Here is a 24,917-nt window from a genome sequence, read left to right on the forward strand (position 1 = left end):
AGTTACAGCAAAAGTAATACCAACAATCAAAAGTTCTTTTTTATCATTGTGTTGCGGGATTTTTTCATGTTGTTCTTTTGTTGAAAGGACAGCAAAGTCCCACGGCTTTAGCTGCAATGGGACATATCTGTCCATATTATTCAGAGGTTCTGAATTGCTGCTTGTCCAAATGATGTTTTTTCATTTTACGGTAAAGGGTTTTACGGGATAGATTCAGCTGCTCTGCTGCTTCGTTCAATTGTCCCTGTGCTGCACGTAAGCCTTCTTCCAGGATCTGCCGTTCGAACAGATCCATACGCTCTTCATAACCTGTTGTGCAGTCCCCTTTTACGTTTTGCTCATGCTGGTGTTCGTTGAAGTCCAGCGTTGTTTCACTGATTCCAAGCACAAAACGGTCAGCAGCGTTTTTCAGTTCTCGTACATTACCCGGCCAATCATGCTGCAATAGATGACTGACCTGGGGAGGACTAAGCTCCGGCAAGGGACGAGAAAACTGTTCACTGGCTTTTTGCAGATAGTGATGGAATAGCGGCAAGATATCTTCGGGTCGGTCTTTTAGTGGTGGGATGGTCAAGCTGGCGACATTTAGTCGGTAAAATAAATCTTTGCGAAAATGCCCTTCTTCTCCCAGTTGTGCCAGGTCGTCTTTACTGGCAGCAATAACCGTCAGTTCCACAGGAATAGGGGTTGTACTGCCTACACGCTCAACCGTCCGATCCTGGAGTACCCGGAGTAGCTTGATCTGTACGGGTAATGGCATGGTTTCAATTTCATCCAGAAACAGGGTGCCGCCATTCGCGGCTTCTATCTTGCCGATATGACGTTTGTTGGCACCGGTGAAAGAGCCTGCTTCATGACCGAATAATTCACTCTCAATAAGACTTTCGCTGATACCGCCGCAATTGATGGCGATAAAGCGATTGTTATGGCGCTGACTGAACTGGTGAAGTGCACGGGCGACAACATCTTTGCCGCTGCCGGTATCTCCGTAAATGATGGTATCGACATTAGCCTGAGCTAAAGACAATACATGCTGACGGATACTCTTGATTGCTGCTGATTCACCGATAATAAAAGCTTCCAGACCCGTCTGTTGTTCCAGGTTGTATTTCAGACTACGGTTTTCCAGCACTAAGCGTCGTTTGTCGATTGCCCGTTGTAGCTGAGCCAGGAGGTGTTCGGGTTGCAGTGGCTTCTCTAAAAAATCATAGGCCCCTTCTTTCATCGCTTCGATTGCCATGGGGATATCGCCGTGCCCGCTCATCAGTAGCACCGGTATCCCGCTATCTAACTGCTGGATTTGAGCCAGTACACTGAGACCATCCGTTTTCGGCATTTTGACATCACTAAGGACTACGACCGGACTGTTTTTATGGAGTGTTCCCAGTATTTTTTCAGGCTTAAGGAAAGCTTGTACGCTAAATCCCTCCAGTTCCAGCATCTCAGAAAGAGCTTCAATGATTGCTTGGTCATCATCGATAACTATGAGCTGAATATCGCTAAGCATTCAATGTTCCGCCTTTTTTAATACCAGGGTGAATTGACTTCCGTGGCCCTGTGTTGACTGCACTTGGATGTGGCCTCCAAAGTCTTGGACAATGTTGTAGCTGATCGACAGGCCCAGCCCCAAACCTCTACCGACCTCCTTTTGGGTAAAGAATGGATCAAATATCATCGGTAATAAATCAGTTGGAATGCCGATTCCACTGTCCTTTATTTCCAGTTGAATATCTTCATTGGTGCTGCTGACCCTGAGGTCCAATTGACGTAACTCGCAGTTATCCAGAGCATCAATGGCATTGCTGAGCAGGTTAACCAGTACCTGTTCTAAGCGAATGGGTTCAGCTTTGACCTTAAGTCCGACAGGCCCTGGGTAGTAGTTGAGTTGGCAATGCTGTTCCCTGATTCGATTGGACATCAGTTCCAGGGCATCGTTAATGACTGTATCCAGATCAACCGGGCTTAATTCTGTTTCGGCCTCTCGGGCAAAGGTTTTCAGATGCCGGGTAATACCGGCAATCTTATCCAGTAACTTTCTAATTTTGGCCAGGTTCTCACGGACCTGATCTGGCTGCTGTTTATCCAGTCGGCGGCCGGCGGTGTGGAGATGACTGGCGATCGCCGTTAACGGCTGATTGATCTCGTGGGTGATACCAACGCTTAACTGGCCCAAAGCAGCAAGCTTGCCTGCTTGAACGAGTTCACTCTGTGCTGATTTCAGTTGTGCTTCAGCAGCGATGCGTTCCTCAATTTCCGCTGCCAGTCGCTGGTTCGTTCGTTCTACCTGGATGGCAGTGTTCTGAAAGTGCTTCAGGTCTCTAGCCATACTGGAAACTTCATCATCACCTACTATTCGAATTTGAGTATCCAGTTGAGCAGAGGCGATAGCACGCATATTTTGCTGTAACTCGACAATTCGCTGCAATACATTACGGCGAACATAGAACCAGGAGATAGCACCGGCAACCACTAAGCTAACCAGCGAAAGCAATAAAATACTTCGGATACTCACATTGATCGACGTTATTGCACTCTCCAGCGAGGAGCTGATGCTGTTATTGGTTTGATTGGTATAGTGATTAATCTGAGCGGCTAATTGCTGAATATGATCCTGGCTGTTTTCCAGAAAAAAACTTTGTTGATAGAGCAGATCCAGCTCTTCGTTTTTCAATAGGAAAAGTCCACCGCGACGCGAACCAATCTCCAGTAATAATTGAATTTGGTCGATCAGTGCCGGTGACAAGTTGTCAATCGGTAACAAGGGTAGTTGCTGCTGAATCTGTGCCCCCAGCGCCTCAAGTCGAAGAAATGTATAATCCAGATCGTTAAAAGAGCTGTCGTTGCGCACTTTTTCAACCATTCCTGAAAAATAATAGAGTCGACTGATGACTGCTATCAATGCATCCGAGGTCACTGAGTTTGAATGTTTTTCCAGTTCAGTGATCAGTTGTTGAAACAGTGGAAATGTCATTCGGGACTGTTGAGCGAGTTCCCGTCGGATCTGTTCCCGACGCTCAACACTTTGATTTAATAATGTCAGGCTGTTATGTATCTGAGCGATCAACTCACGAAAATAACGATTGTAGTCTGGTAAATTTCGCATCAACTGATCCATCTCGTTGATGGATTCACTTAAAGCGTCCATCGCCTTCTGTCGTGAAAAGTTAGAATCGCTGGTGACCAGAAGTGGTGCGGTTGCGACAATCAGTCGACTCTTGTCATTCAGCCTGGCTGCAGCGTCAAGCCCTGGTATGTATTGATGCTTAAGAAGTAGTAAGCGTTCACTAAGCAGTAGGTATGTGTTGGTTGCAAGACCGCTGGCAACAATGGTGATGGAAGAGATTAATACCAGTGCCAGAAATAGTCTGCCGCCAATACCTATCCGGCTTAACCAGGGAAATCCGCCATTAGTCATTATTATTTTTCCATTTGGGTCAGCAGTGCGTTGATTGCTTGCGTACTGATAATTAGACCTGCCAACGATGTCTTTAACCCTATTTGTAATCTCATCCAACAAGGCCGTGATTTAATATGTCGTTGCAGGAAAACAATGAAAGAATAGTGCCAACTTTGATCGGCCGGAACTGGAGGTAAAGTCTACCTACTGAGGACAGAAATGTCCCATGGCAATAGCATTTGATTCGTTGATGGGAGGAAAAGCGTAAATCCGCAAAATCAGTGCAAAAAGCCGAGAATTATCTCGGCTTTTTCAGGGGGCACAGAGGTCGGCTGACTTTGAGCCGTCTGCGCTATAACGGCTGTCTTGAGGTCATTGTTAAGAGTCAGAAGAGCTTGTTAGCCAGCCCTGAACCCTTGGTCATTATCAGCTTCAAAAGAGGGGGAAAGCTATCGTGGTCAACAGCGTCCATCAAATTTTTAACTTCCAGGCCTATTTCTGTATCACCTTCAATCATCAGACGTCGTTGAAAAAAGAGAGTGTCAGGATCTTCGCTACGGGAGGCCAGCAACATGAACTCTTTTAGATTACCGCGGATACTGGCGTTTTCGTTCTCCTGATTACTGACAATCAATTTGCCTTCTTCACTGTAGCTGAAGTACCAGGTCATACCGATATCGGTGATCTCCACTTTCATCCATTTTCCTTCCAGGAATTCAAAATCCCCGTCTTCAAGAGGCTCCTGAAAAGCTTGCTCCATGGCTTTCAACAGCACGCTTTTCTGAATACCAAAGGGCACCCAGGCAGCCTTTTTTGCTAAAAAGAGAGGCATCTTTTTGACCAGCTCTTTTGCTGTTGGCGGTGTGGGGAGCGATGAGGGTAACGGTAATGAAGACAGAGAGGGAAGTGCTGGAAGTTGTTTGAACAGCATAGACCGAAACCTTTCGTGAGTAACTGTGACAGAATAACCGCACGGGGATTGTAGTTTAAAAGTACTACTTCTGGAAACTGCTCTTCAGTTGCTGTTCTTGATTTAGGCTAAATAATAATAAAATATTCAGCCGTCAGTTGGCAGAGAAGGAGCTGTCAGAGTTTTTCAGACAGATATCTTTTAAGTCCGACAGCTTCATTTATACTCAGGATCCCTGCAGTCTCCACTTGATAGGGCGGCGTCTAACCTCTACCGGTCCCGGTAAGTAGGTAGCGAGGTGTCCTTGAAAGGATTCTCCGTCCAGCTCTCGGAAAATAAATGGAACCTGAGCTCTGGCCTTTGGTTTCTTTAGCGCCGAATTGAGTTCATCCTGAGCCTGTTCTGCTTCACTTTCTAACCACTCGCACTGTTGGTCTATGGAAAAACATTTCACAATACGCCAGGTAGCAAATGCTGAAAGACCCAGAACGAGCAATGACAGCATTCCAGTGAGGCTTATGATAAGGGCGAAGGCCAGGGCGGCAATGCCCTGATAAAAGGATTTGCTGAAAATTGCGGTTTGTGTTTCCAGCGCTGCGCTCTTTTCGCCATAGGTGCGCATGGCCTGTTTCAGCTCGGCGCTGTTAGTTTCAACGGCGTCCATTTGGGGTGCTCCCGCATTAAGTCGATGGGAATGTTAAATAAAGCGAACGGATTTTGCCTTAGATTGGGCTCAAGGTGAAGTCTAACAAGGGAAATAGGCAAGTTTTCCATGGGTACTATGACTACCGTCAGATTTTCTTTGTGAGTGTCTGATGCTTGTTGATATTAAAGGTATCTGATTAACGGGTATGATTAACCTTCTGCAGGGCTGCTTAGTTAGTTCAATACTGTATTTTTAGAGAGTTCAAGACTGCATTTAGCTATTTAAAGATCCCTGTATGTCGCTTATGAATAGTGGAGTAGGCCATTGAGAAGTTCGCGTGGTAAATCTCGTCGTCCTCTACCTGAGAATATGGTAGATAAAAAACAGACTCGTGAAGTCCTGTTGATGCTCCTACCTTATCTGTTGGAATTTAAGGGGAGAATGTTTGCGGCTTTTACTTTACTGGTACTGGCAAAGGTGGCCGTTGTCACTATGCCCTGGGTGCTGAAAGTTGTGGTTGACGGACTTGACCGCGCTCAGCATCAGATCATAGTTGTTCCGCTGTTGTTTATTGTTTTCTATGGCTTATTACGCTTTGGGTCGGTCTTTTTTAGCGAAGCTCGTGATGCTGTATTCAGTCGTATTACTGAAAGGGCTATGCGGCGGATTGTCTTACGAGTTTTTGAGCATCTACATGCACTGGACCTGGAATTTCATTTATCACGACAAACCGGGGGAATTTCACGCGATGTAGAGCGAGGAGGTAATGGATTTGGTTTTTTAATGCGGATGCTGGTATTCAATATTGTTCCAACTTTGATCGAAATGTCTCTGGTAGCTGCGATTCTGTTGTTTAACTTTGGTGCCTGGTATGCCTTGATTACGATACTTTCGGTTGGTGTTTATATTTATTTCACAGTAACCATAACCGAGTGGCGCAATCGCTTTGTGCGTGAAGTGAATCAGTTGGATTCAAAAACCAACACCAGGGCTGTGGATAGTTTGCTCAACTACGAAACAGTCAAATACTTTAACAATGAAGCTTATGAAGCGCTGCAATATGATCAGAATCTTGCTGGTTGGGAGTCTGCTCGTTTAAAGAACAGAATGACATTGATGGCATTGAACAGTGGCCAGGCGTTGATCATTGCCACGGGGATGATGCTGATGATGTGGCTGGCTGCTGAAGACGTAGCCAGTGGTGTCATGACGATTGGTTCACTGGTCATGATAAATGCCTATGTTTTGCAGCTGTTTATGCCGCTCAATTTTCTTGGAATGGTTTATCGGGAAGTACGTCGTGCCCTGACCGACATTGAGAACATGTTCTCTTTGTTGAAAAGAGAGCCGACAATTAAAGATAAACCAGGAGCGGGTGAGTTACAGGTCAGTCAGGGGAAAATTGAATTTCGCAATGTATGTTTTTCTTATCAACCAGAGCGACCAATCATCCAGAATCTGAGTTTTACCGTGGAGCCGGGACAGAAACTGGCAATTGTCGGTGCCAGCGGGGCGGGAAAATCGACGTTAGCTCGATTGTTATTCCGTTTTTATGACCCAGACAGTGGCGATATTTTAATTGATGATCAACCGATTTGCTCGGTCACTCAGCTAAGCGTGCGAAAGGTGATCGGGGTCGTACCTCAGGATACGGTGTTGTTTAATGACACTATCAGGCACAACGTTATCTATGGAAGGCCTGACGCAGAGCCTGAGGAAATTAATAAAGTTATCGAAATGGCTCGCTTGAAGCGCTTTATCGAGGGACTTCCCGAAGGGGATCAGACGGAAGTCGGGGAGCGCGGGTTAAAAGTGTCAGGGGGTGAGAAACAGCGTATCTCCATTGCCAGAGTGATGTTGAAAAATCCACCGATATTACTGTTTGATGAGGCAACATCTGCGTTGGACAGCGAGTCTGAGCAGGCGATTGTCGGAGCATTGAACGAACTGGCGGAGGATCATACCAGCCTGGTTATAGCTCATCGACTGTCAACGGTAGTCGATGCTGATCATATAATTGTTTTGCAGGATGGAAAAATTGCAGAGCAGGGCAATCATCAGCAACTACTGGCTCAGGATGGTAGCTATGCGCGTATGTGGAATTTACAACAAAGTGATGATTAAAGATGGGAGGTAAAGAACAGTCCCTCAGGATGGACTTTTTGATAAAACCCGGGACGGTTTACTCCAAACATAGACCAGGCCGATCAGAGCTGTGACAATCATGATAGCGTCAATCCACCATGCCAGTTCTTTGAATAGGACAGGGTAGCTGATCATGATAATCATCATACTGCTGGACAGGCATTTTACCTTGAGCGGAATAACTCCGTAGGCTTCCCATTCTCTGATCATTGAACCGAACAAGCGGTGGTTCAGTAGCATCTCGTGAAACTTCTTGGAGCTGCGGGAAAAACAAAAGGCCGCGAGAATGATAAAGGGAGTGGTGGGGAGCAGCGGAAGAATCACACCGATCAGTCCTAGCAGCAGACAGATAAAGCCCAGACAAAGGTAAAACGATCGGCGCATTGGTAGATATCCTCGAAGTTTCAGTGACGGGCTTACCTCCTACTCCATAAGAGAATGATAGCGACTTCTTTTTATGATCAACAAGCTATTCAGATAAAAAACCAGCGTATTTAGTCTGCCTGCTTGCTGGAAACTGTCATTTTGGAATAGTTCTGTAAGTCTAATAGGGAACTTATGAACAAGTCCATTCGGCCTCTGGCTTTCAGAGTAATTAGAGGGCGAGGGTTCACAGGTTCCACCGTTCTGAGTCTGAACTTACAGCTTAGCTGTGATATGTCGCCCGTGCCGGCTGACATTGACGAATGTCTAATGATTTACTGATAGCCGTGTCCAAAAAAGCAGCTCCAGAGTGAGCATTCGATTCCTAAACGGTTTTAAACTGCTCAATCAGTTGTTTTTGTTCCTGGGCGACTTTTAGCAGGTCTGTGCTGGTGGCAGTCACATGTTGTGCGCCATGAGTGGTGTTAGTTGCCGCTTCGTTAATTCTGACCAGAGTACGGCTGACCTCTTCCACTGCCACATCCTGTTGAGTTGCCGCTTCTGCAATTTGAGTACTCATATCACGGATATTGGCAATGGCTTGATTCATTTCCAAAATAGCAGATTGAGAGGTTCCTGCCTGAGTCACACAAAGTTTGGATTGCTCTACACTCTGGTGCATCACAGTGACTACCTGTTGGATACTGTGCTGCATGTTCTCGACCATTTCGTGAATCTCATGAGTGGAGTTTTGTGTTCGGCTGGCAAGGCTCCGAACTTCGTCAGCCACGACGGCAAATCCCCGTCCGTGATCTCCCGCTCGTGCTGCTTCTATCGCCGCATTGAGGGCAAGCAGGTTAGTTTGATCGGCAATTGCACCAATCGTGTCCAGGATACTGCCGATCTGCTGGCTGTAGAGCGATAGTTGATCGCTTTGCTCAACGGCTTGGCCGATATCTCGCGATTGTTTTTCGATGCTGGTTAAGGTCTGCTGAACGTAGTTGTCTGCATCAGAGCTTAGCTGCTCACATTGCTGTACTGCCTGAAGAGTCGCGCGAGCATGATTGGAAACTTCTGCTACCGTGGATTCCATCTCAGATGCCGCCGATGATGTCATTTCCAGCTGTTGACTCTGCTCGGACATTGCATCGGTAGTCTGGTTGCTGATAACGGCATTTTGTTCGGCGACGTCGGTTAACTGCTGCGATGCTGCTGCGATGCGAGTCAACGTATCTCTGAGCCGGCTGACAACCTCGTTCAGTGCTTCACCAAGCTGACCAAACTCATCACGACGGGAATGGTCGAAATTTATTCGCATATCACCTTCTGCCAGGGCGGAGAGCTTTCTCATCATCTGTTTTAGCGGTGAAGATATGGTACGTACGGTCAGGGCGCTGATCAGAACAGCGATTCCTGTTGCGCCAACTAATAGGATAATAATCGTGTTCTGGCTTAGGTCGCTGGTATTGTCTGCTTGAGAGCGTAACTGATTGGATCGCTCCAGTGTCAGGGAGCTGAACTGCTCAGCTGCATGTTGTGCCTGATTTAGCCGTTGATCGACGATAGAGAGTTGCTGTCCCTGCAGAATATTAAGCTGGTGTAGTTCTCGGTATAATTGCACCATGCCACTGTCACTGTAGAGCTGCTCCAGTAAGTCTCGAACCAGCACCTTGATCCTATTTGCCTTGGCATCGGCTTTGACTAACTCATCCAGGCTGCCGCGCAGGTCATCCTCACTTTCCTTCAGAGCGACTTCCAGCGCAGAGAAATCATTATTCTGTTTAAAATTAATTAACTGATTTTTGTGAGTGTTTGCACTGCGCATAAAGTTACGGGCTTGCGCCAGCGACTCCGCGCCACTGTTTTTGGAAATATACTGTTGGCCCCAGGTCGTTAGCGAGTCAATCTGACGTTGAAAGCGACTTTCTTTTTGGCGGCTGCGAGCGTCTATCTTTAATTGCTCGTTATGCAGATCCATGACTTTTGCTGCGGCAATAGCAAACTCACTTTGTGTTTCTCCTGTCTCTTTCAGTAAGAGTTGTAATTCATCATCTCCTACAAGTAATGGTGCCAGAGCCTGTTGCTGTGCTGCGAATATTTCGATTTGCTGTTGAAAAGATTCCTGACGTTTTAGACGGAGTGCAGGGTTTGCATCGTCATTCGCCAAGGCGCTGAGCAGGTCTATATTTGCTTTTTGTAACGCTATCAACTGATTGAAACTGCCAACAGCCGTGGGAAGTGAACGATCGGCAATATCATGAAGTTTACGATTAATATTGTCTGTTCCCCAAAGCCCGCCGCCTCCGACGACCATAATAAAGAAAACAAGGAGGGCAAACCCTATAGCGATTCGATGGGTGACTTTCAGCGGCATTAGGGATCCCCTGGAACAGAAAGGCAATGATCGTCCGTAGGAAGAACAGAGCATATTGGTTTTATTATTAGGGCTAAAAATAGGGAGTTTCTTATTGGGTTTCAATAAAATCCATATAAAACGAGGAGTTGGCACCAAAGGTTTTCCAAACTGGCGCCATTAAAGAGGTAATGACAGGGCCACCGCTCTGTGGTCTATTGATCAGGGAGCCTACGACAAACGAAGACTGGACTTAACCCATGGACCTCATGATATGTTGGAATTGCAGTAAATCAGATATTTCTGGGTCTGAGGAGTACTAAATGCGTCGTATTTCGTTACTTGAAAAAAGCTATAAGCAATCCCTGGCAGCAAAGGCGGAGGGATCAATTAATCCAGCTCTCGAAGTTGCCGCCGTTCAGTTTCAAGATTACCAGGGACAGGTGCTTGGAGTGATTATCACGCCTTGGTTTATGGGGCTTATACTGCTGCCATTAGAGTTAGAAGGGTGGCGCGACCATCAGACAGGGGATTCCCACACAGAAAGGCTTCCGGCAGGAGAGTTTGAGTTTGTACATGGTTGGGATCCGGGCTTCGGAGCCTATGGAAGCTGTCCTCTTTTCAGTCCGATGGATGAGTTTCCTGATCAGGCCACAGCAATTCAGATGGCTGAGCGAGCGATGGAGCAGCTCTTTAAAGAGCCCTCGTCAGAGAAGGCTGCTGCCAGTCAAAAGGTTGAAAAAAAGAATCAGCAAAAAGAGGCCAGTCAAGGCATAGTGGATAAAACGCCTGATGCTAATGAGATTGATGTAAGTACAAAAGATATTGCTGGGAAAATAGGGCAGAAGAGCAGGCAAGTCAGTGCGGATAAGACAGGTCCCGCTGCGGTGGGCTCTCGTTCACCAGACAGTTTACCGGGTGATCATTCTAAGGGGCGTAATGAAGAGTCTGTTGATATGAGACGACGAGGGTTATTTACAGGGGCTTTATTCGGGCGCAAATAGATCGGATATTTTTATAATATTCCTTAGGTATTATTAAATAATACTTTTTTTGTAAAAGTTTAATGACAGGAAGTGCTCAGAGATACTTGTTGGCAGTTAACAGCAGCGAAGCTGTGATATTAAGCTTCTAGATTGAAGAGCAGCATTGTTATGGAGCATGCGACCATGGGCCAGCACCTTTTAAGCACTTTGGAAAATGATGTCCGCCAGCAGATTCGTGAAGGGGATATTCTGTTTATCTCAATCAATGCTTTCCTTTATAAGCAGGTTGCCAAAGGGACCGGTAGCTGGTGTTCTCATGTCGGTTTTGCCATTCAGGAAGAAGGGGACTGGTATGTATTGGAAAGTAAAGTTCCTGTAGTGAAGAAAACCCCCTTAAGAGATTTTCTAAGTCGTACTTGCAACAATGAAGTTGTGATCAGAAGGCTTAAATCCGGGCTGCTAGATAGCGATATTGACCAGTTAAGGCTCGCTGCTAACAAGCGAATGGGAAAGTGGTACCATCTGGGCTTCGACTATGATTCGCCCCGTCAATTCTGCTCCAAGTTCGTGTATCAGGTTTTTAGCGATGCGTTAGGGGTCAGGCTTGGAAAGCTGGAGACGCTGGAGCAGCTGCTTGAACAAAATCCACAGGCCAGTGTCGGTTTTTGGAGAATCTGGTATTTTGGCCTGATCCCTTGGAAGCGTCGTACCGTAACGCCTGCCAGTCAGCTAGTGGATTCACAACTGGAAACGGTATTTGCAAATGTTTAGAGAGATTTCTTCCGTTCTGCCCCTGGATGTCAGTGCTCTTTCAGAAAGGCCGTAACCTGTTCAGCAGGCAAAGGTTTACTAAAATAATACCCTTGGATTTCATCGCAGCCGAGTTTCTTCAGGTAGTTCAACTGTGCTGTCGATTCAACACCTTCTGCGGTAACTTCCATGCCAAAGCTGTGACTCATCATCGTCACAGCCTGAGCAATGGCACCCTGGTTCAGGTCAGTTCCCAAATCATCAACGAAGGCTTTATCAATTTTCACCCGATGTACGGGAAAGTCGCGAAGATAGGCGAGGCTTGAATAGCCGGTACCAAAATCATCTATTGCTAATGAAACTCCAATAGCCGCCAGCTCATTAAACGTTCTAACGGCGTTGTCCGCGCCTTCCATCGCAACACTTTCTGTTATTTCGAGTTCCAGGCATTCAGGTGCTATTGCTGACTCCCAGAGCACTTTTTTAATAAGTGAAGGAAGGTCCGAATGGCTGAATTGAACCGCAGATAGATTAACCGCAACTTTCCTGGGTGGAAGACCTTGTTTGCTCCATAAAGCTATTTGCCGGCAGGCCTTTTGTAGTAATTGTTCTCCCATCGGAATGATTAGCTTGCTCTGTTCGGCTACAGGGATAAACTCTGCAGGTGATAGAAAACCATGCACCGGATGATTCCAGCGTACCAGTGCCTCAAGACCCAGTACTTGATTCTGTTTCAGGTTTAGTTTTGGTTGGTAGTAAAGTTCAAACTGATCATTGTCTATCGCGAGACGTATATCTCGTTCCAGTGTTTTATAGCGCTGAACATTATCTTGCATTTCGCCAACAAAAAACCGGTAGTCCCCTCTTTGTTTCTTAGCTCTGTACATTGCCATTTCGGCATTTAGCAGCAGTTGCTCTGCCTGGTCAGCATCTCCTGGAAAGACGGATATGCCGATACTTGCGTTGATATGATGATCATGCCCATCTATATGCAGAGGGCGGCTCAGGGTTTCCAATAGTTTTTGGGCGAAAGTAGCAGCATCGTTTGCATCTAAAGGATTGGCCTGGATGATTCCGAATTCGTCACCCCCTATCCGTGCCAATGTATCAGTTGTCGTCAGACAGCCTTGCAGGCGCTCTGCTACCTGCTGTAAGAGCATGTTGCCCGTCAGATGCCCTAACGCATCATTAATATCCTTGAAGTGATCCAGATCGACCAGAAGGACTGCGGTTGTGCGGCCGGTACGATTCCGGGTCAGATCTTGATTCAGGCGATCTAGGAACAGTGAACGATTCGGTAATCCTGTTAAGGCATCATGGTATGCCAGATGCCGTAGCCGTTGTTCGGCATCTTTACCTCGGGATATATCCAGTCCGAACAAATGAACATAGGCTTTGCCGTTGGCGGGGTAGAATGTCAGTTCATAAGTTTGATGGTCCAGGGACAGTTCAAACTGGCTGGATTTTCCGGAGTCAAACACGTCCCCTGTCATGGCTCGCCATGGAGAAGGCAGCTGATCACCGATATTAATTTGCCAGTGCTTTAATATCAGGTCGCTGGCTTGATTGGCGTAGAGTAACTCGCCTTCTTTGGACACTCGCAACACCGGATTGGGATTATCTTCAGAAAACTGTGACGCCTGCTCAAACTCTAATTGAGCCTGTTGACGGCGACTCATCTCTCGTCTTAGGTCCTGCGCTAAGCGGGTTAGTTTACGGGTACGATCCTGAACTTTTTCTTCCAGATTTTCATGGGCTCGTTGCAGTGCGTTTTCCCTGTCTTTCAACTCGTTGACTCCGGTTGCCAGCCGACGTAACAGATCATTAATCGCTTCGGTTACGTCTCCCAGTTCATCGCTACGAGTTGTGGCTATCAGGTGAGCCTCTGGCTCCAGCAGCCGTCCTTTCTCACGCAGAAGTTGCTGTCGAAGTCTTAGCAGTGGATTTAGCACTGAACGAGATAGAACCAGCATGGCAGCAAGGGTTGTACAAAGGGTGATAAGTAATACCAATCCCGTTACGCGGAAAATGAAGCTTTGTACTTTGCCTGGTATTGCTGAACTATCCAGACGTAGTACGGCGGAAAACGGTGAAGTGATGGATGGGCTTTGCCAGAATATTTCAAATCGGTTTTTCTCGACATAATGCTGAGGTAGCAGGGGAAGGCCCCCTTTCCACTCCAGCGCAGTCGGCTCTCCAAACTGGGCAATTAAGTCTCCGTTATTTCGATAGATCGACGCTCCTCGAAGAAATTCTAACCGGCTGAGTCGTTGGCCTGCTATCTGGAGGTCCTTAGCAGAGGGCTCCACTGGGCTGAGCTCAACTAATGCTGTGATTGTGGCCTGCCCGTTGGCGGCAAGTTCATCAAGTTTGTCTTGTTCAAATTTGCGGGCAGAAAAGAACAGGATAAGAATTTCAACCGCCAAAATCGTCAGGAAAACAGCGATAGTTACTCGCCAACAGAGTTTACACTTCATTGTTTCGCGCCAGTAGCCAGATGAGCTCCTGTTACCCTGTTGTTCGGATATTGGCTGAAGCACGTTTAGATCGTTCCTTGAATGGTCCATGATTTAGTCTGAATAGCCAGGTAATGTTAATTTACTCATTTTAATATAGATATTTATCTGCTATTGGTTACGAATCAGCCCTTATCCTTTGGATCAATCAGCATCACGATAAACAGAGTGAGTCAGTAAACTGAGAAGAAGCGCTAATAAAGCTCTGTCAGTAATAGTAGACGGTGATGATCGACAATTGTTACAGGCTGAACAAATGCTCTTTTCCAGGTGTTGATGTGCATTTAGCGCTGTTCTGATTTCTACTTTTTATGGATATTTATGGCTAAACCCAATAAAAAAGGACCGACTAGAACGGTTGAAGTCTATTGTTCTCAATGTAAAACAAAATTATTCAAGTACCGAAAGGGTGGGAAAGGGGCTCTGGTAAAGTGCTTTAAGGAGCGTATTGTTGAAGATTTTACAACCACTCCCTGTCAATGCCCTGAATGTGATGCTGTTTTTGCACGGGACACGCTGGTGAGAGGAACGCCTGCCTACAAAATGATTGGGGGTAAAGTAGGCTGTCACTGAATAAGCCTCCAGGTTCGTGAAGAATTGGAGGCTTCTGCTGAAATAATCCGGACTGGTCTGCAGCCAGGTTCATTAGATGGGTTAGATAATTAGCATATCATCAACCGGAGTGATATTTCCCTGTAGTTCCACGCCTTCTTCACCTCCTGGAGAGTGGTGCCCTTCTTCACCTTCTGGTCCATGGTGGGGGCCTTGGGGCCGACCGAGACCAAACTCATGGAAAATATCCTTTACAGCATCGAGAGTCTCAAAGTGCAGTTCTACGTCTTCAATCGTGCCAGTATCCATCTCGCTCTCCAATAGAGAGCTTGCATCGCTAAAGGATAGAAGTTGATCATCGCTGAGAGTGAAGCTGCCACTATCCAGTGCTTCCTCAATCGCTGAATTTCGTGCTTCTAAATCTGCAAGTGCATCTTCGTTGAGTTTGGAAAAGTCATCATTTAGAGCGCTCTCCAGCGCATCGAGGGCAGATTGAACCTGTTGTTGCTCCGATTCAATATCGTAAACATCGTCGGCAATGACCGCTTCAAGTGTAGAGGCAGCTGTGTTTAACAAGGTTAACAACTCATCTGTTGCTGAATCTGCCAAGGCTTCCAGCAGGTGATCAAGCTTGTCATCAAGGTGGGTTAATCCGTTCAGCGCCCGATCGGTTTCAGCATCAGCTTCAAGACTTGAGATATTCTCCAATACTTGAACCATTGAAGAGAGAGCGCCCTCAGCTCGGGGTGTTAATGATGTTCCCTGTGCTGCAATGACCTCATCAAGCAGAGTGTTTACAGCGTCCAACCGTTCTAACTGTTGCTCATCCAATTCAATACCACCGGCAGAGATAACTGCTTCCAGCCGGGTATTTAGTTCTTCCAGGTGAGTGAGTTGCTCTTCAGTCAACTCAACCGGACTTTCTGCATCTCTATCTATTCTGTCTCCTCCAACCGGTGCTTGTCTTTCCGGCGCTTCAGTCTCTGTTCTGTTTCGTCCTGGGGCAGGTCCGTTGTTTCCGAAATGTTGAGGCATTTTTTTATCTCCGATATCTAAAGTAGTTATCAAATATTTTTCATGCGTGGGAATATGTCCCACATATTTATAAATGGGAAATATTCCCACGTCAATAAAAATTACTCAGTAAGAAAGAAATATTCTGCTAATATGGGATAAATTCCCACGCAAAAACGTTTGTTGGATGCTTTCTGATGACAAAAAATAGTCAAACAGAAGGATGGTTGTTAGTGAGAGGTAACGAGTGGCGAAATCAGAAACAAATCAAAATCAGCTACCAGGATCTGTGAAGGGAACACAGAGTCTGGTTCTGTTTGCTGTGAAAAAATTGATGCGCCCCCTGGTGCGTACCATGATTCATTTTGAAATTTCTTATCCAGTCTTTATTCGTATGCTTAAAAGTCTGTATGTCGAAGTTGCCGAGCAGGAGTTTCAGTTAGATGGAAAGCACAATACTGATAGCCGTATCAGTCTTTTAACAGGCGTCCATCGTAAAGACGTTAGACGTTTTCGTGAAAATCCTGAAACACTTGAGCCACCGCAGCCTGTCAGTTTAGCTTCTCATGTCGTCAGTTTATGGCTGGGTGATCCCGAATATACAGATGAGAACAATAAACCGCGTTTACTTCCCCGCCTTCCCGCAGCGCAGCGTGATCCGGCAGAAGGGCCAGGATTTGAGGAGCTGGTTCAATCGATCAGCAAGGATGTTCGTCCCAGAGCTTTACTGGACGAGCTGTTGCGTACGGGGGTAGTTAGGGAAACGGATAACAATCATCTCAAACTGGACCAGCAAGCTTTTGTTGCTACGGATGATTTGCGGCAAATTGCCCATTATTTCGGCCGCAATCTACGGGATCATATCGCTTGCGCCGGTCATAACCTGCAAGGAGACAGTCCTCGCTTTCTTGAACGAGCCGTTTTTTATGATCGTCTGAGCCAGGGTTCTATTGAGGAACTGCGCAGTCAAGCAGAGCTCTTGGGAAATGATGCCCTCGTGACTCTTAATCGAATGGCTGTTGAGCTTGCAAAGAAGGATGAACAGCAGCCTCGGGCAACGCAACGTATGACCTTCGGTGCTTATTTTTACAATACGCCTGTAGAAAAAATAGCCAAAGATGATGAAGACTCATGCGGCAAGCAAGGATCAAGCTGATGACAGCATGTCTTGTAAAAATAAAACAGATTCCTGGCCGCTTGCGGCCGTCTCGAGTGGGCTCAATCAGCACGCTGATAGCCTTTGTCGTCCTTTCGGCTTGTGCATCCCTTACATCCGAAGATCCCGTCTCTGTTCAACAGTCTGCAAACCTTGGAAGTGAAGCCAAAATATCCAATACCGGAATACAGGATGATGATGTTGGAATCGGCGGGACTGGGTTAATTGCCAGGGGGGAAGATGAAGAGCGCGGCCTTGGAGGGACGGGAATCATCACCGACTTTAATGATGATCGTGGGTTAGGTGGTACCGGGGTCGTTGGCACCGTCACAGGGTTCGGTAGTATTTGGGTTAACGGCTTGGAGGTAGAGCTGACAGCTGATCTCAAGATAAACACGCCTTCTGGTATTCGAGCTGTTGATCAAATTGAGATAGGTCATGTTGTTGAAGTATTGGCGTATTGGGTGAGCGGAAAACTAACGGCGCGTCGCCTGTCTTTAAGGCCTGAAGTTGTTGGGCCTGTACAAGCTATTTCTATTGAAAATGGTCGAATGACAGTTGCCGATCAAGAGATCTTGCTCGATACAGCCATAACTGTCTCCAATCTGCGTTTTGGAAATATGGTTGCTGTCTATGGCCTGCGTCGTTCAGATAACAAAATACAGGCGTCGTTGATTGAATCAGTATCACCCGATGCAGTGACCAAAGTGCGCGGAGCTGTTGTACGTGATCAACAGGGAGGACTTCGCCTTGGTGGGTTGTCGGTACCTGAAGGGACACCTGTGGGAATGAACGTTGAAGTCATTGGCCATTTTTCCAAGGCCTTACAATTTGAAACCCTATCAGTTAATCGACTGAATATTAATCCGTTTGGGGAAGCGGTTGAACAACTGTCTGTGGAGATATTTTCTGATTCTAAAGGTCAAATCGCTGCTTTTGGTGAAGTGAGGCCTGATAACCTGATAAGGGAAACTGTCAATTCCAATCAGAGAGTTGTTGTGGATTTGGGGGTATTGGCCGGTACCGTCAATACTGTTAGGTCAGTTATTGCATCTGATGTGTTACCTGGACGACTGGCTGGAGCTACACGAACTCCGACAACAAAGGAAAAGACGAACCTGCAAAATCGAATGAATCAGCTTCGTAATATTCAGGATACTGGCTTCCAACCGCAGCCTTCTAGTCGTTTGCCCGGCAGCCCAGCAGGACCAGAAGCACCGAGATCTCCCGCCAACTCTGTAATGCCCGAAGATTCTGGGTCGCCATCCATTGGTCCCGGGTTTTCGGGGCCTTCTTCCGATAACAATGAAGAAGAGGGCAACAACAGGAATGATAGTAGCGGTTCCGGTCACAGTAATGGAACTGGTCATAGTAGCGGTGCTGGTCATGGTAGTGGTCATAGCAATGGATCGGGCCACAACAGTAGTAATAACAGTAGTAATCAAGATAGCAGTCATGGTGGTTCTAATGATCGGGAAAGTGGTCATGATCACGGTGGTCGCGGGGCCGGTGGCCGTGAAGGAGGCAGGGGACGTTGAGAGTTAAGGTGCTAAGGTTGTAATCCTGCTTACCCCTTGGAAGCTTATTCCCACTCGGACCAATTGGCCAAGGTATCTGCACTATAATGACATCCATGACTCCCATACACATAACATGGGCTGGGAGTGCGTTGTGACGACTAACTGGTTGTTCGTAAACTAACCCTTTTCCAGGGCTCGTATGGTGGGCAATATAGGTTTGATTGGTAAAGTCTTCAGGCTCCAGCCAGGACTTAGTTCCGTAGAGATGGTTCTTAGGCAATATGGCTAACTAAACTTTAATTAACGTATTAGAACCATCGTTACTGGACCGAGCTGAGTTGGAGAGCAGCAAAAATGGAGAGCAGCTAGATTGGAGAAAAGTATGAAGCGCATTCCAGAACCATTTCGAATCAAAATGGTTGAGCCTATTAAAATGACGACTGAGGCTGATAGAAAAAAGTCACTGGAAGAGGCCGGGTATAATCCCTTTTCTCTTAAGAGTGAGGATGTCTATATCGATCTGCTTACTGACTCTGGTACAGGTGCAATGAGTGCTAACCAGTGGGCGGGATTAATGATAGGGGATGAAGCCTATGCAGGTAGTCGTAGTTTTATCCGTTTAGAGGAGTCAGTACGCACATTATTTCGTTATCAGTATGTTATTCCTGTTCATCAGGGACGAGGGGCGGAGCAAATTCTTTTCCCCACATTGGTAAAACGTAAAAGTGCGGATAACCCTGTATTTATTTCAAATTACCACTTCGATACAACGGCGGCTCACGTTGAGATAAGCGGAGCTAAAGCTATCAATGTCCTGACTCCAGAGGCGGTTGATACTGGAACCTGGTATGACTTCAAAGGCAATTTTGACTTAGAGAAGTTAGCCACAACCATAGAAACTTATGGCGCAAAGAATGTGGTTGGCATCATCATCACGATTACCTGCAATTCCGCGGGTGGTCAGCCTGTATCTTTGGCAAATATTCGCGCTGCATCTGAGCTTGCCAGAGCCAATGGTATAACGGTGATTATCGATGCGGCACGGTTTGCCGAGAACGCCTGGTTTATAAAGCAGCGCGAGTCCGGCTACCGCGATATACCAATAGGTGATGTCATTCGAGAGATGTTTGATTATGCCGATGTATTTACCATGTCAGCGAAGAAAGACCCGATGGTTAATATGGGGGGGCTCTGTTGCTTTAAGAATGACCGAGAACTTTATCGCCAAACTCAGGTTCTGTGTGTTCCTATGGAAGGTTTTGTCACCTATGGTGGACTGAACGGTCGCGATATGGAGGCTTTGAGTATCGGGTTATGGGAATGTGCGGATGAGGATTTTCTCAAATACCGTATTGGTCAGGTGGAATATTTAGGAGAGCGGCTGCGTAATGCCGGTATTCCAATTCAATATCCCACTGGCGGGCATGCAGTGTTTGTCGATGCAGGCAAAATGCTGTCTCATATCCCCAGTGAACAATTTCCTGCTCATGCCCTGGCTAACGAACTCTATATCGAAGGGGGTGTAAGGGGGGTTGAAATCGGTTCTCTGCTACTGGGTCGTGATCCCGCAACAGGCAAACAGAAAGAAACTTCACTGGAATTACTGCGGCTCACTATTCCAAGACGGGTTTATACCAATGATCATATGGATTATGTTGCTGATTGCCTTATTGCCGTTAACAATCGGGCATCGCAGATTAAAGGGCTGACCTTTACTTATGAACCTGAAGTGCTACGCCATTTTACTGCTCGATTAAAACCAGTCGTTTAGGGAACCTGCCGATCACTTTCTTGGCTACAAGCGACAGCCTTCCATGCCATAACACTTGTTTAACCTTAAGAGGGTATCTGCTGCATAGCTGTAGTTTGGGTCCTTTTAAGGTTTTTGCTATTGGCCTCGGTTGTATGAATATGTCTGCCGGTTACGGTCCGGCAGTCGGCTCGATTACTTCATGAAGCCTTGGATCTCGGCTGCAAGACTTGACGTCGTAGCTTCCCGAAAGGATTAGGTTCTCCCCACTGAGCCAAAAAATTTTAATAAATAGTCGATTATCTGGCTTGTTTTGCTAGAATCACGGCCAAACATCCACTTGACCTTAACGGTCAATGGAATACGGAAGCAACTAACCACAAGGAAATAGAGTGAACAGCCAAGTCCAGTCTTTTGAACAAGCCATCCTTCCAACTGACCAAGCACCGATGCTTTACCGGGTTAAACCGGGGGATACCCTCAGCCGTATTATTGCTGATCACTACGAAATTCACTATCAGGACCCGCGTTATCAAGACGTTCAGGCCTCATTGCTACATTTTAACGACACTCTGACCGATCCGAACCTCATTCATCCGAATCAACTGCTTTGGCTGATGCCGCTTACTCCGGATAATGCAATGGCTATGTGTCCCGCGCCTGCACCTGCGGGTAAACCAACCTCTGAAAAGTTTGATCCGTCTATGATTGCAGACAGTGGTTTGAGGGACTGGCTCATGCACTCAGGGCAAACCACCTACGGCGAGTACGTCACACGAATGAAGCGTTTGATGCCAACGGCGACCAAGGAACAGGAAGCGTTCTGGGCGCTGGCATGGCTGGATGAAAACTATGGCGTAACCAGTGTCGCCGCAACCGCCGGGTTTAATTCTTTCGGAGGGTTGGTCAGTCAGGCACACAATGCCTTTATTGCGGAGGTTAAGCACATCTATCATGACTATAAACGCGGTGTGCTGACAGAGAATCAATATGACTACCAACGTCAAAAAGCCTTAAAAACTTACGCCCGTAAGCTAGGTCCTTTTGAAAAACTATTATTCAAAGGAAAAACCGCTCGTGAAGCTATCCGTATTACCCGCTCCAAAGCACTGCCAGCCACGGGAGTTATTGATGCCCACCTGGAACGACTGAGTGGGATGGCGAAAGTTGCCAGTCGTGGTGGAACAGTGCTTGCCGTCGCAGGGGTTGGTGTGGGTTGCTACCAGATCGCCAATGCGAACACCCGACACAAGAAAAATGAAATTTTTGCTGAGACTGTAGGAAGTACAGTAGTAGGCGGCGTTGCTGGAGCAGCACTTACTCTGCTATTGTTTTCCAATCCCGTCGGCTGGGGGATCGCTTTGATGCTGGGTACGGCCGCGGCCATCACCAGTTACGGAGCCGGTAAAGCTACAGCAGCCGTGTATAAAAGTGAATTTAGCGAATATGATTTCGTTAAAACAACAGGCGTTGATAAGCTATGTCGATAACATCGCATCACTTAGCTATCGTTTTATTTGCTACTATGTTTGCATGGATTTTATGGGGGCCTATAACATGGCTCCTGCTAAGTATTTTCACTCCGAAGTCACTGCTGGAAAAATACTTTAAAGAGCCTCACTTTACTTTGACAGAAACCTACATTATGAGGGGTTGGCCAGGGTTTTTACTGAGGACAGGCATTTTTTCATGGTCTCTTCTTTTACCATCGTTTGGCAAGAAAAGACAAATAAAAGAAACATGGAAATACATGCCTCGCTGGTATGCTATCGCATTAAAAATATTTATGTGTGGCACCATGATGACTCTATTTATAATAGCCACGTTTATGCCTATTGTTTTGCTCTTTGATTTTTAAACTGCACGGGGTTCTAAAACCGCTGAAGCTATCCGTATTACCCGCTCCAAAGCACTGCCAGCCACGGGAGTCATAGATGCTCACCTGGAACGACTGAGTGGGATGGCGAAAGTTGCCAGTCGTGGTGGAACAGTGCTTGCCGTCGCAGGGGTTGGTGTGGGTTGCTACCAGATCGCCAATGCGAACACCCGACACAAGAAAAATGAAATCTTTGCTGAAACAGTGGGGGGAACCATTGTCGGGGGAGTGACAGGTTATGCACTAGGTGTTCTTTTGTTCTCTAACCCCGTAGGTTGGGGGGTTGCGCTAGTATTGGGTACCGGGGCGGCCATCGCCAGTTATAGTGCAGGTAAAGGTACTGCGGCCATGTACAATAATTATTTGCGCCAATATGATTTCGTCGAAACAACAGGTGTCGATAAGTTATGTCGATAACAGGGGAGCACTTAGCTCTTTTTGTGTTTTGGGTTATGCTTGGAGGTGTCCTGTGGATGCCTTTAACGTGGCTCCTGCTGAGCATCTTTACCCCCAACTCCTTGCTGGACAAATATTTTAAAGAACCGCATTTTACGCTAACCGAAACCTATATGATGCGCGGATGGCCTGGTTTTTTAATGCGCACTGCAATTTTCGGATGGTCTCTAATTCTCCCTTCGCTCGGCAAGAAAAGACAAATAAAGGAAACATGGAAGTACATGCCACTCTGGTATGTCATAGCACTGAATATCCTTACCATTGGTTCGACAATAACGTTGCTTATAATAGTCGTGTTACTGCCTATTCTGGTGTTCTTTGATTTTTAGACTGCATGAATCCAGCAATATCAACTAGAAGCAATCATGAACTGTCCCGTTTATGTGTACTATCGTTGTACCTTTCTCAAGGGAATGACGGTTTTGGAGTTATTTTTTCAGGATGCCAAGGATCCCTTCGCTAATAATTCTATTGGTATTCCTGGCAACTGAAGCCAATGTTTTCTTGGTTGTTGCCGTCAGGTTTGTCTTGCCGGTTTCTTCAAAGATCTTTCTGACTCGTGCGATTGCCTGTTCTTCCCTTTTATCGATTATGCCGTCTGCTTCCATGACATCCGTTAGAAAAGTAACTATCTCCTCAGACATCGATTTGTAATTACAATCAGGGTTTGTTTTCTTGAAGTTGGCCAATGTTTGAGCAACTTCCCTGATTGAGAACTCCGATAGTTTACTTTGCGTATATTCGAGGCCCATTTCGACAAAGTGTGGATCATAGCCCCATTGGTCTACAAAATACTTATATATAACCTCTCTTTCGGCGTTATCGGTTTTTCCATCGATATCCGCTACCTTCAGAGAGAGAGGCGCGAGGAGGTCAAAGAGCCCCAGGGCTAAGACATCCAAGGGGGTGTTGATGAAATTTGGAATGACGGTGACTTTATCTTTAGATGAGTTCTTTATATAACGGGTGATACCCAGCCATGTTCCACCGCCGACCACTCCGGCAGCAATCACCCAGCCAATCGGTGTGACAGCGGTGCCAATGCCTAAAGCGGCTAGCATTCCGGTAGGAGCAAAAAAAGCGCTGGCAACGGTTGATGACTTAGCCACCGCTGCTGCCGTGACAGCCACTCCTGCTGCATCCCAGGCTTCGAAGACCTTGTTTTTAACCCTGAGGGAGGTATAAGCATCCTCACCAATGTTGAGCTTTGCCTTAAACTTAAGAGGCTCAGTCACAATGTTCTCTATTCCATCAAACCATTGGGAGCTCGTTGAGTCTGTCATTTGTGTAAACCGGTTTTTTTGTACCGAATAGGTTGTTCGTTATAGTTGACTATTAAGTTCAATTGTAACTTAGCCGTTATTGAAAAACCTTTCAGTCACAATTTACGTTACTGCCAATGGGGCGAAAAAATAGTCTTTTGAGTTCTGATTGTTAGAACCTCAGACTCAGCATCTGTTAGTAGTGCTCAGATTGAACCATAACAACCGAATGCTTATATTACATTATTCCATGTATCGCATTATTCAAAGCTTGGACCCGATATAGAGGAGAGTATGGAGGTTCGTCGATACCATAAAGGAGAGGAGGGTGAATTGTGGCGTATTTTCTACAACACTGTTCATCAGATAAATGCCCGTCATTACTCTGAAGCTCAAATTAATGCCTGGGCACCCGCTGGTCTGGATCAACAGCTCTGGTCCGGTAAAATTCAGGATATTGATCCTTATGTTGTTGTGCTGGAAGGAAAAATTGTAGGCTATGCTGATCTTCAGAAATCCGGTTATATTGACCATTTCTTCTGTCATCATGAGCATCAGCGAAAAGGAGTGGGTAACTGTCTTATTTCTTTTATCATGGCAGAGGCTTCGAGGCTTCGAGGCTTCGAGGCTTGAGATCCCTGAGTTGAGCGCCGATGTCAGTATTACCGCAAAGCCATTTTTTGAGTCGAAGGGGTTTGTCGTACTCAACAAGCAGATTAATTGTTTGCGAGGGCAAGAATTGATTAACTACAAAATGGTGCGAAAGCACGATTAACAGAAAAGCTTTTAGTTTGATGTGAGGTTTATGCTGCGCAAAATGATGCATGAGACCGTTTTGGTTTTTCTACAACTTCATGAGGGTCCGTTTTGACGAATCAACTGTTGATGACTCTATCTGATATCGCCACTGAAGCTCACGTTCGTATCCAACAGGACTTTAAGCATATTGATCCCATTGTTGGAGTTAGCCAAAACATGCGATCAAGTGGAATACCTGCGGATGTCATGACTATCGATTGCCTGAAAAGTGGTAAGCGAATCATTCTGATCTTACATGATGATACTCCTGATATAATCAGCTTTCAGTTTGCCTTCAGAGATAAAGATCCCGACAAAAAATTTCAGGCGATTCCATTTGCTGAGCTGACCTCTCAGAAGTTGTATGACTGGATCAGCAGTTATTTTTCAAACGCCGTCTAGGCTTCGCTTATCCGAGGGCATCAGCAATACAATCAGCCCCTGGCTAGTTGTTTAAGCTGAGCAGG

The 24,917-nt window shown here is 46.3% G+C and carries 21 protein-coding genes; 12 read left to right on the forward strand and 9 right to left on the reverse strand.

Annotation, left to right across the window (positions count from 1 at the left end; all coding sequences use genetic code 11):
• Positions 1-136: 136 nt before the first annotated feature.
• The 4 genes from BGP75_RS14995 to BGP75_RS15010 all read right to left on the reverse strand — a co-directional run bounded on the left by BGP75_RS14995 (position 137) and on the right by BGP75_RS15010 (position 4,971).
• Positions 137-1,507 (reverse strand): sigma-54 dependent transcriptional regulator, encoded by a 1,371-nt coding sequence (locus BGP75_RS14995; RefSeq protein WP_076719653.1) that lies wholly within the window; start codon positions 1,505-1,507, stop codon positions 137-139.
• Positions 1,508-3,415, reverse strand: coding sequence for an ATP-binding protein (locus BGP75_RS15000; RefSeq protein WP_076719654.1), 1,908 nt, complete (start codon positions 3,413-3,415; stop codon positions 1,508-1,510).
• Between the two features lie 367 nt (positions 3,416-3,782).
• Positions 3,783-4,328 (reverse strand): SCP2 domain-containing protein, encoded by a 546-nt coding sequence (locus tag BGP75_RS15005; protein WP_076719655.1) that lies wholly within the window; start codon positions 4,326-4,328, stop codon positions 3,783-3,785.
• A 205-nt stretch (positions 4,329-4,533) separates the two neighbouring features.
• Positions 4,534-4,971 carry a hypothetical protein gene (locus BGP75_RS15010; RefSeq protein ID WP_076719656.1) on the reverse strand — a complete coding sequence of 146 codons (438 nt, stop codon included), beginning with the start codon at positions 4,969-4,971 and terminating at the stop codon, positions 4,534-4,536.
• Between the two features lie 306 nt (positions 4,972-5,277).
• On the opposite strand from BGP75_RS15010, the gene BGP75_RS15015 reads away from it, so the two are divergent.
• Complete coding sequence (locus BGP75_RS15015; protein WP_233152934.1) at positions 5,278-7,077, forward strand: ABC transporter ATP-binding protein/permease; 1,800 nt, start codon at positions 5,278-5,280, stop codon at positions 7,075-7,077.
• Positions 7,078-7,101: 24 nt separating this feature from the next.
• Here the strand turns inward: BGP75_RS15015 and BGP75_RS15020 are convergent, their stop codons facing one another.
• Entirely contained in the window at positions 7,102-7,482 is a 381-nt protein-coding gene (locus BGP75_RS15020) for a YbaN family protein (RefSeq protein ID WP_076719658.1), read from the reverse strand.
• Between the two features lie 364 nt (positions 7,483-7,846).
• Positions 7,847-9,835, reverse strand: a complete 1,989-nt coding sequence (locus BGP75_RS15025) for a methyl-accepting chemotaxis protein (RefSeq protein WP_076719659.1) — start codon at positions 9,833-9,835, stop codon at positions 7,847-7,849.
• A gap of 302 nt (positions 9,836-10,137) precedes the next feature.
• On the opposite strand from BGP75_RS15025, the gene hybE reads away from it, so the two are divergent.
• Positions 10,138-10,818, forward strand: coding sequence for a [NiFe]-hydrogenase assembly chaperone HybE (gene hybE / locus BGP75_RS15030; protein WP_076719660.1), 681 nt, complete (start codon positions 10,138-10,140; stop codon positions 10,816-10,818).
• A 165-nt stretch (positions 10,819-10,983) separates the two neighbouring features.
• On the forward strand, positions 10,984-11,571 hold the full coding sequence (locus BGP75_RS15035) for a YiiX/YebB-like N1pC/P60 family cysteine hydrolase (protein WP_076719789.1): 588 nt from the start codon (positions 10,984-10,986) through the stop codon (positions 11,569-11,571).
• A 29-nt stretch (positions 11,572-11,600) separates the two neighbouring features.
• On the opposite strand, the gene BGP75_RS15040 is transcribed toward BGP75_RS15035, so the two are convergent.
• On the reverse strand, positions 11,601-14,027 hold the full coding sequence (locus BGP75_RS15040) for a bifunctional diguanylate cyclase/phosphodiesterase (RefSeq protein ID WP_076719661.1): 2,427 nt from the start codon (positions 14,025-14,027) through the stop codon (positions 11,601-11,603).
• Between the two features lie 360 nt (positions 14,028-14,387).
• On the opposite strand from BGP75_RS15040, the gene BGP75_RS15045 reads away from it, so the two are divergent.
• Positions 14,388-14,639 (forward strand): hypothetical protein, encoded by a 252-nt coding sequence (locus BGP75_RS15045; RefSeq protein ID WP_076719662.1) that lies wholly within the window; start codon positions 14,388-14,390, stop codon positions 14,637-14,639.
• Between the two features lie 81 nt (positions 14,640-14,720).
• On the opposite strand, the gene BGP75_RS15050 is transcribed toward BGP75_RS15045, so the two are convergent.
• Positions 14,721-15,653 carry a hypothetical protein gene (locus BGP75_RS15050; RefSeq protein WP_076719663.1) on the reverse strand — a complete coding sequence of 311 codons (933 nt, stop codon included), beginning with the start codon at positions 15,651-15,653 and terminating at the stop codon, positions 14,721-14,723.
• A gap of 301 nt (positions 15,654-15,954) precedes the next feature.
• On the opposite strand from BGP75_RS15050, the gene BGP75_RS15055 reads away from it, so the two are divergent.
• The 6 genes from BGP75_RS15055 (at position 15,955) to BGP75_RS15080 (ending at position 22,351) form a co-directional block, all read left to right on the forward strand.
• A complete protein-coding gene (locus BGP75_RS15055) occupies positions 15,955-16,788 on the forward strand; it encodes a DUF6502 family protein (protein WP_255395940.1) in 834 nt (277 codons plus the stop codon).
• Positions 16,788-18,326 (forward strand): DUF5666 domain-containing protein, encoded by a 1,539-nt coding sequence (locus tag BGP75_RS15060; RefSeq protein ID WP_076719664.1) that lies wholly within the window; start codon positions 16,788-16,790, stop codon positions 18,324-18,326. Before BGP75_RS15055 ends, BGP75_RS15060 begins: the two co-directional genes overlap by 1 nt.
• Before the next feature lie 364 nt (positions 18,327-18,690).
• A complete protein-coding gene (locus BGP75_RS15065; RefSeq protein ID WP_076719665.1) occupies positions 18,691-20,079 on the forward strand; it encodes a tryptophanase in 1,389 nt (462 codons plus the stop codon).
• Positions 20,080-20,450: 371 nt separating this feature from the next.
• Positions 20,451-21,548, forward strand: a complete 1,098-nt coding sequence (locus tag BGP75_RS15070; protein ID WP_083704847.1) for a LysM peptidoglycan-binding domain-containing protein — start codon at positions 20,451-20,453, stop codon at positions 21,546-21,548.
• Complete coding sequence (locus tag BGP75_RS15075) at positions 21,539-21,916, forward strand: hypothetical protein (RefSeq protein ID WP_076719666.1); 378 nt, start codon at positions 21,539-21,541, stop codon at positions 21,914-21,916. The genes BGP75_RS15070 and BGP75_RS15075 overlap by 10 nt, the downstream gene beginning before the upstream one ends.
• Before the next feature lie 102 nt (positions 21,917-22,018).
• Positions 22,019-22,351: a hypothetical protein gene (locus BGP75_RS15080; RefSeq protein ID WP_076719667.1), complete on the forward strand. Its 333-nt coding sequence runs from the start codon at positions 22,019-22,021 to the stop codon at positions 22,349-22,351.
• 467 nt (positions 22,352-22,818) lie between these two features.
• Here BGP75_RS15080 and BGP75_RS15090 read toward each other — a convergent pair whose 3' ends face one another.
• A complete protein-coding gene (locus BGP75_RS15090) occupies positions 22,819-23,673 on the reverse strand; it encodes a TerB family tellurite resistance protein (RefSeq protein WP_076719669.1) in 855 nt (284 codons plus the stop codon).
• A 273-nt stretch (positions 23,674-23,946) separates the two neighbouring features.
• Between BGP75_RS15090 and BGP75_RS15095 the strand changes: the two genes are divergently transcribed.
• Entirely contained in the window at positions 23,947-24,285 is a 339-nt protein-coding gene (locus tag BGP75_RS15095) for a GNAT family N-acetyltransferase (protein ID WP_198939371.1), read from the forward strand.
• 234 nt (positions 24,286-24,519) lie between these two features.
• The gene (locus BGP75_RS15100; RefSeq protein WP_198939372.1) at positions 24,520-24,852 is read left to right on the forward strand and encodes a hypothetical protein; all 333 of its coding nucleotides are present in this window, start codon (positions 24,520-24,522) and stop codon (positions 24,850-24,852) included.
• Positions 24,853-24,917 lie beyond the last annotated feature (65 nt).

Origin of the sequence: Motiliproteus sp. MSK22-1, from assembly GCF_001968815.1 — a bacterium.
Taxonomy (GTDB): Bacteria; Pseudomonadota; Gammaproteobacteria; order Pseudomonadales; family Balneatricaceae; genus Motiliproteus.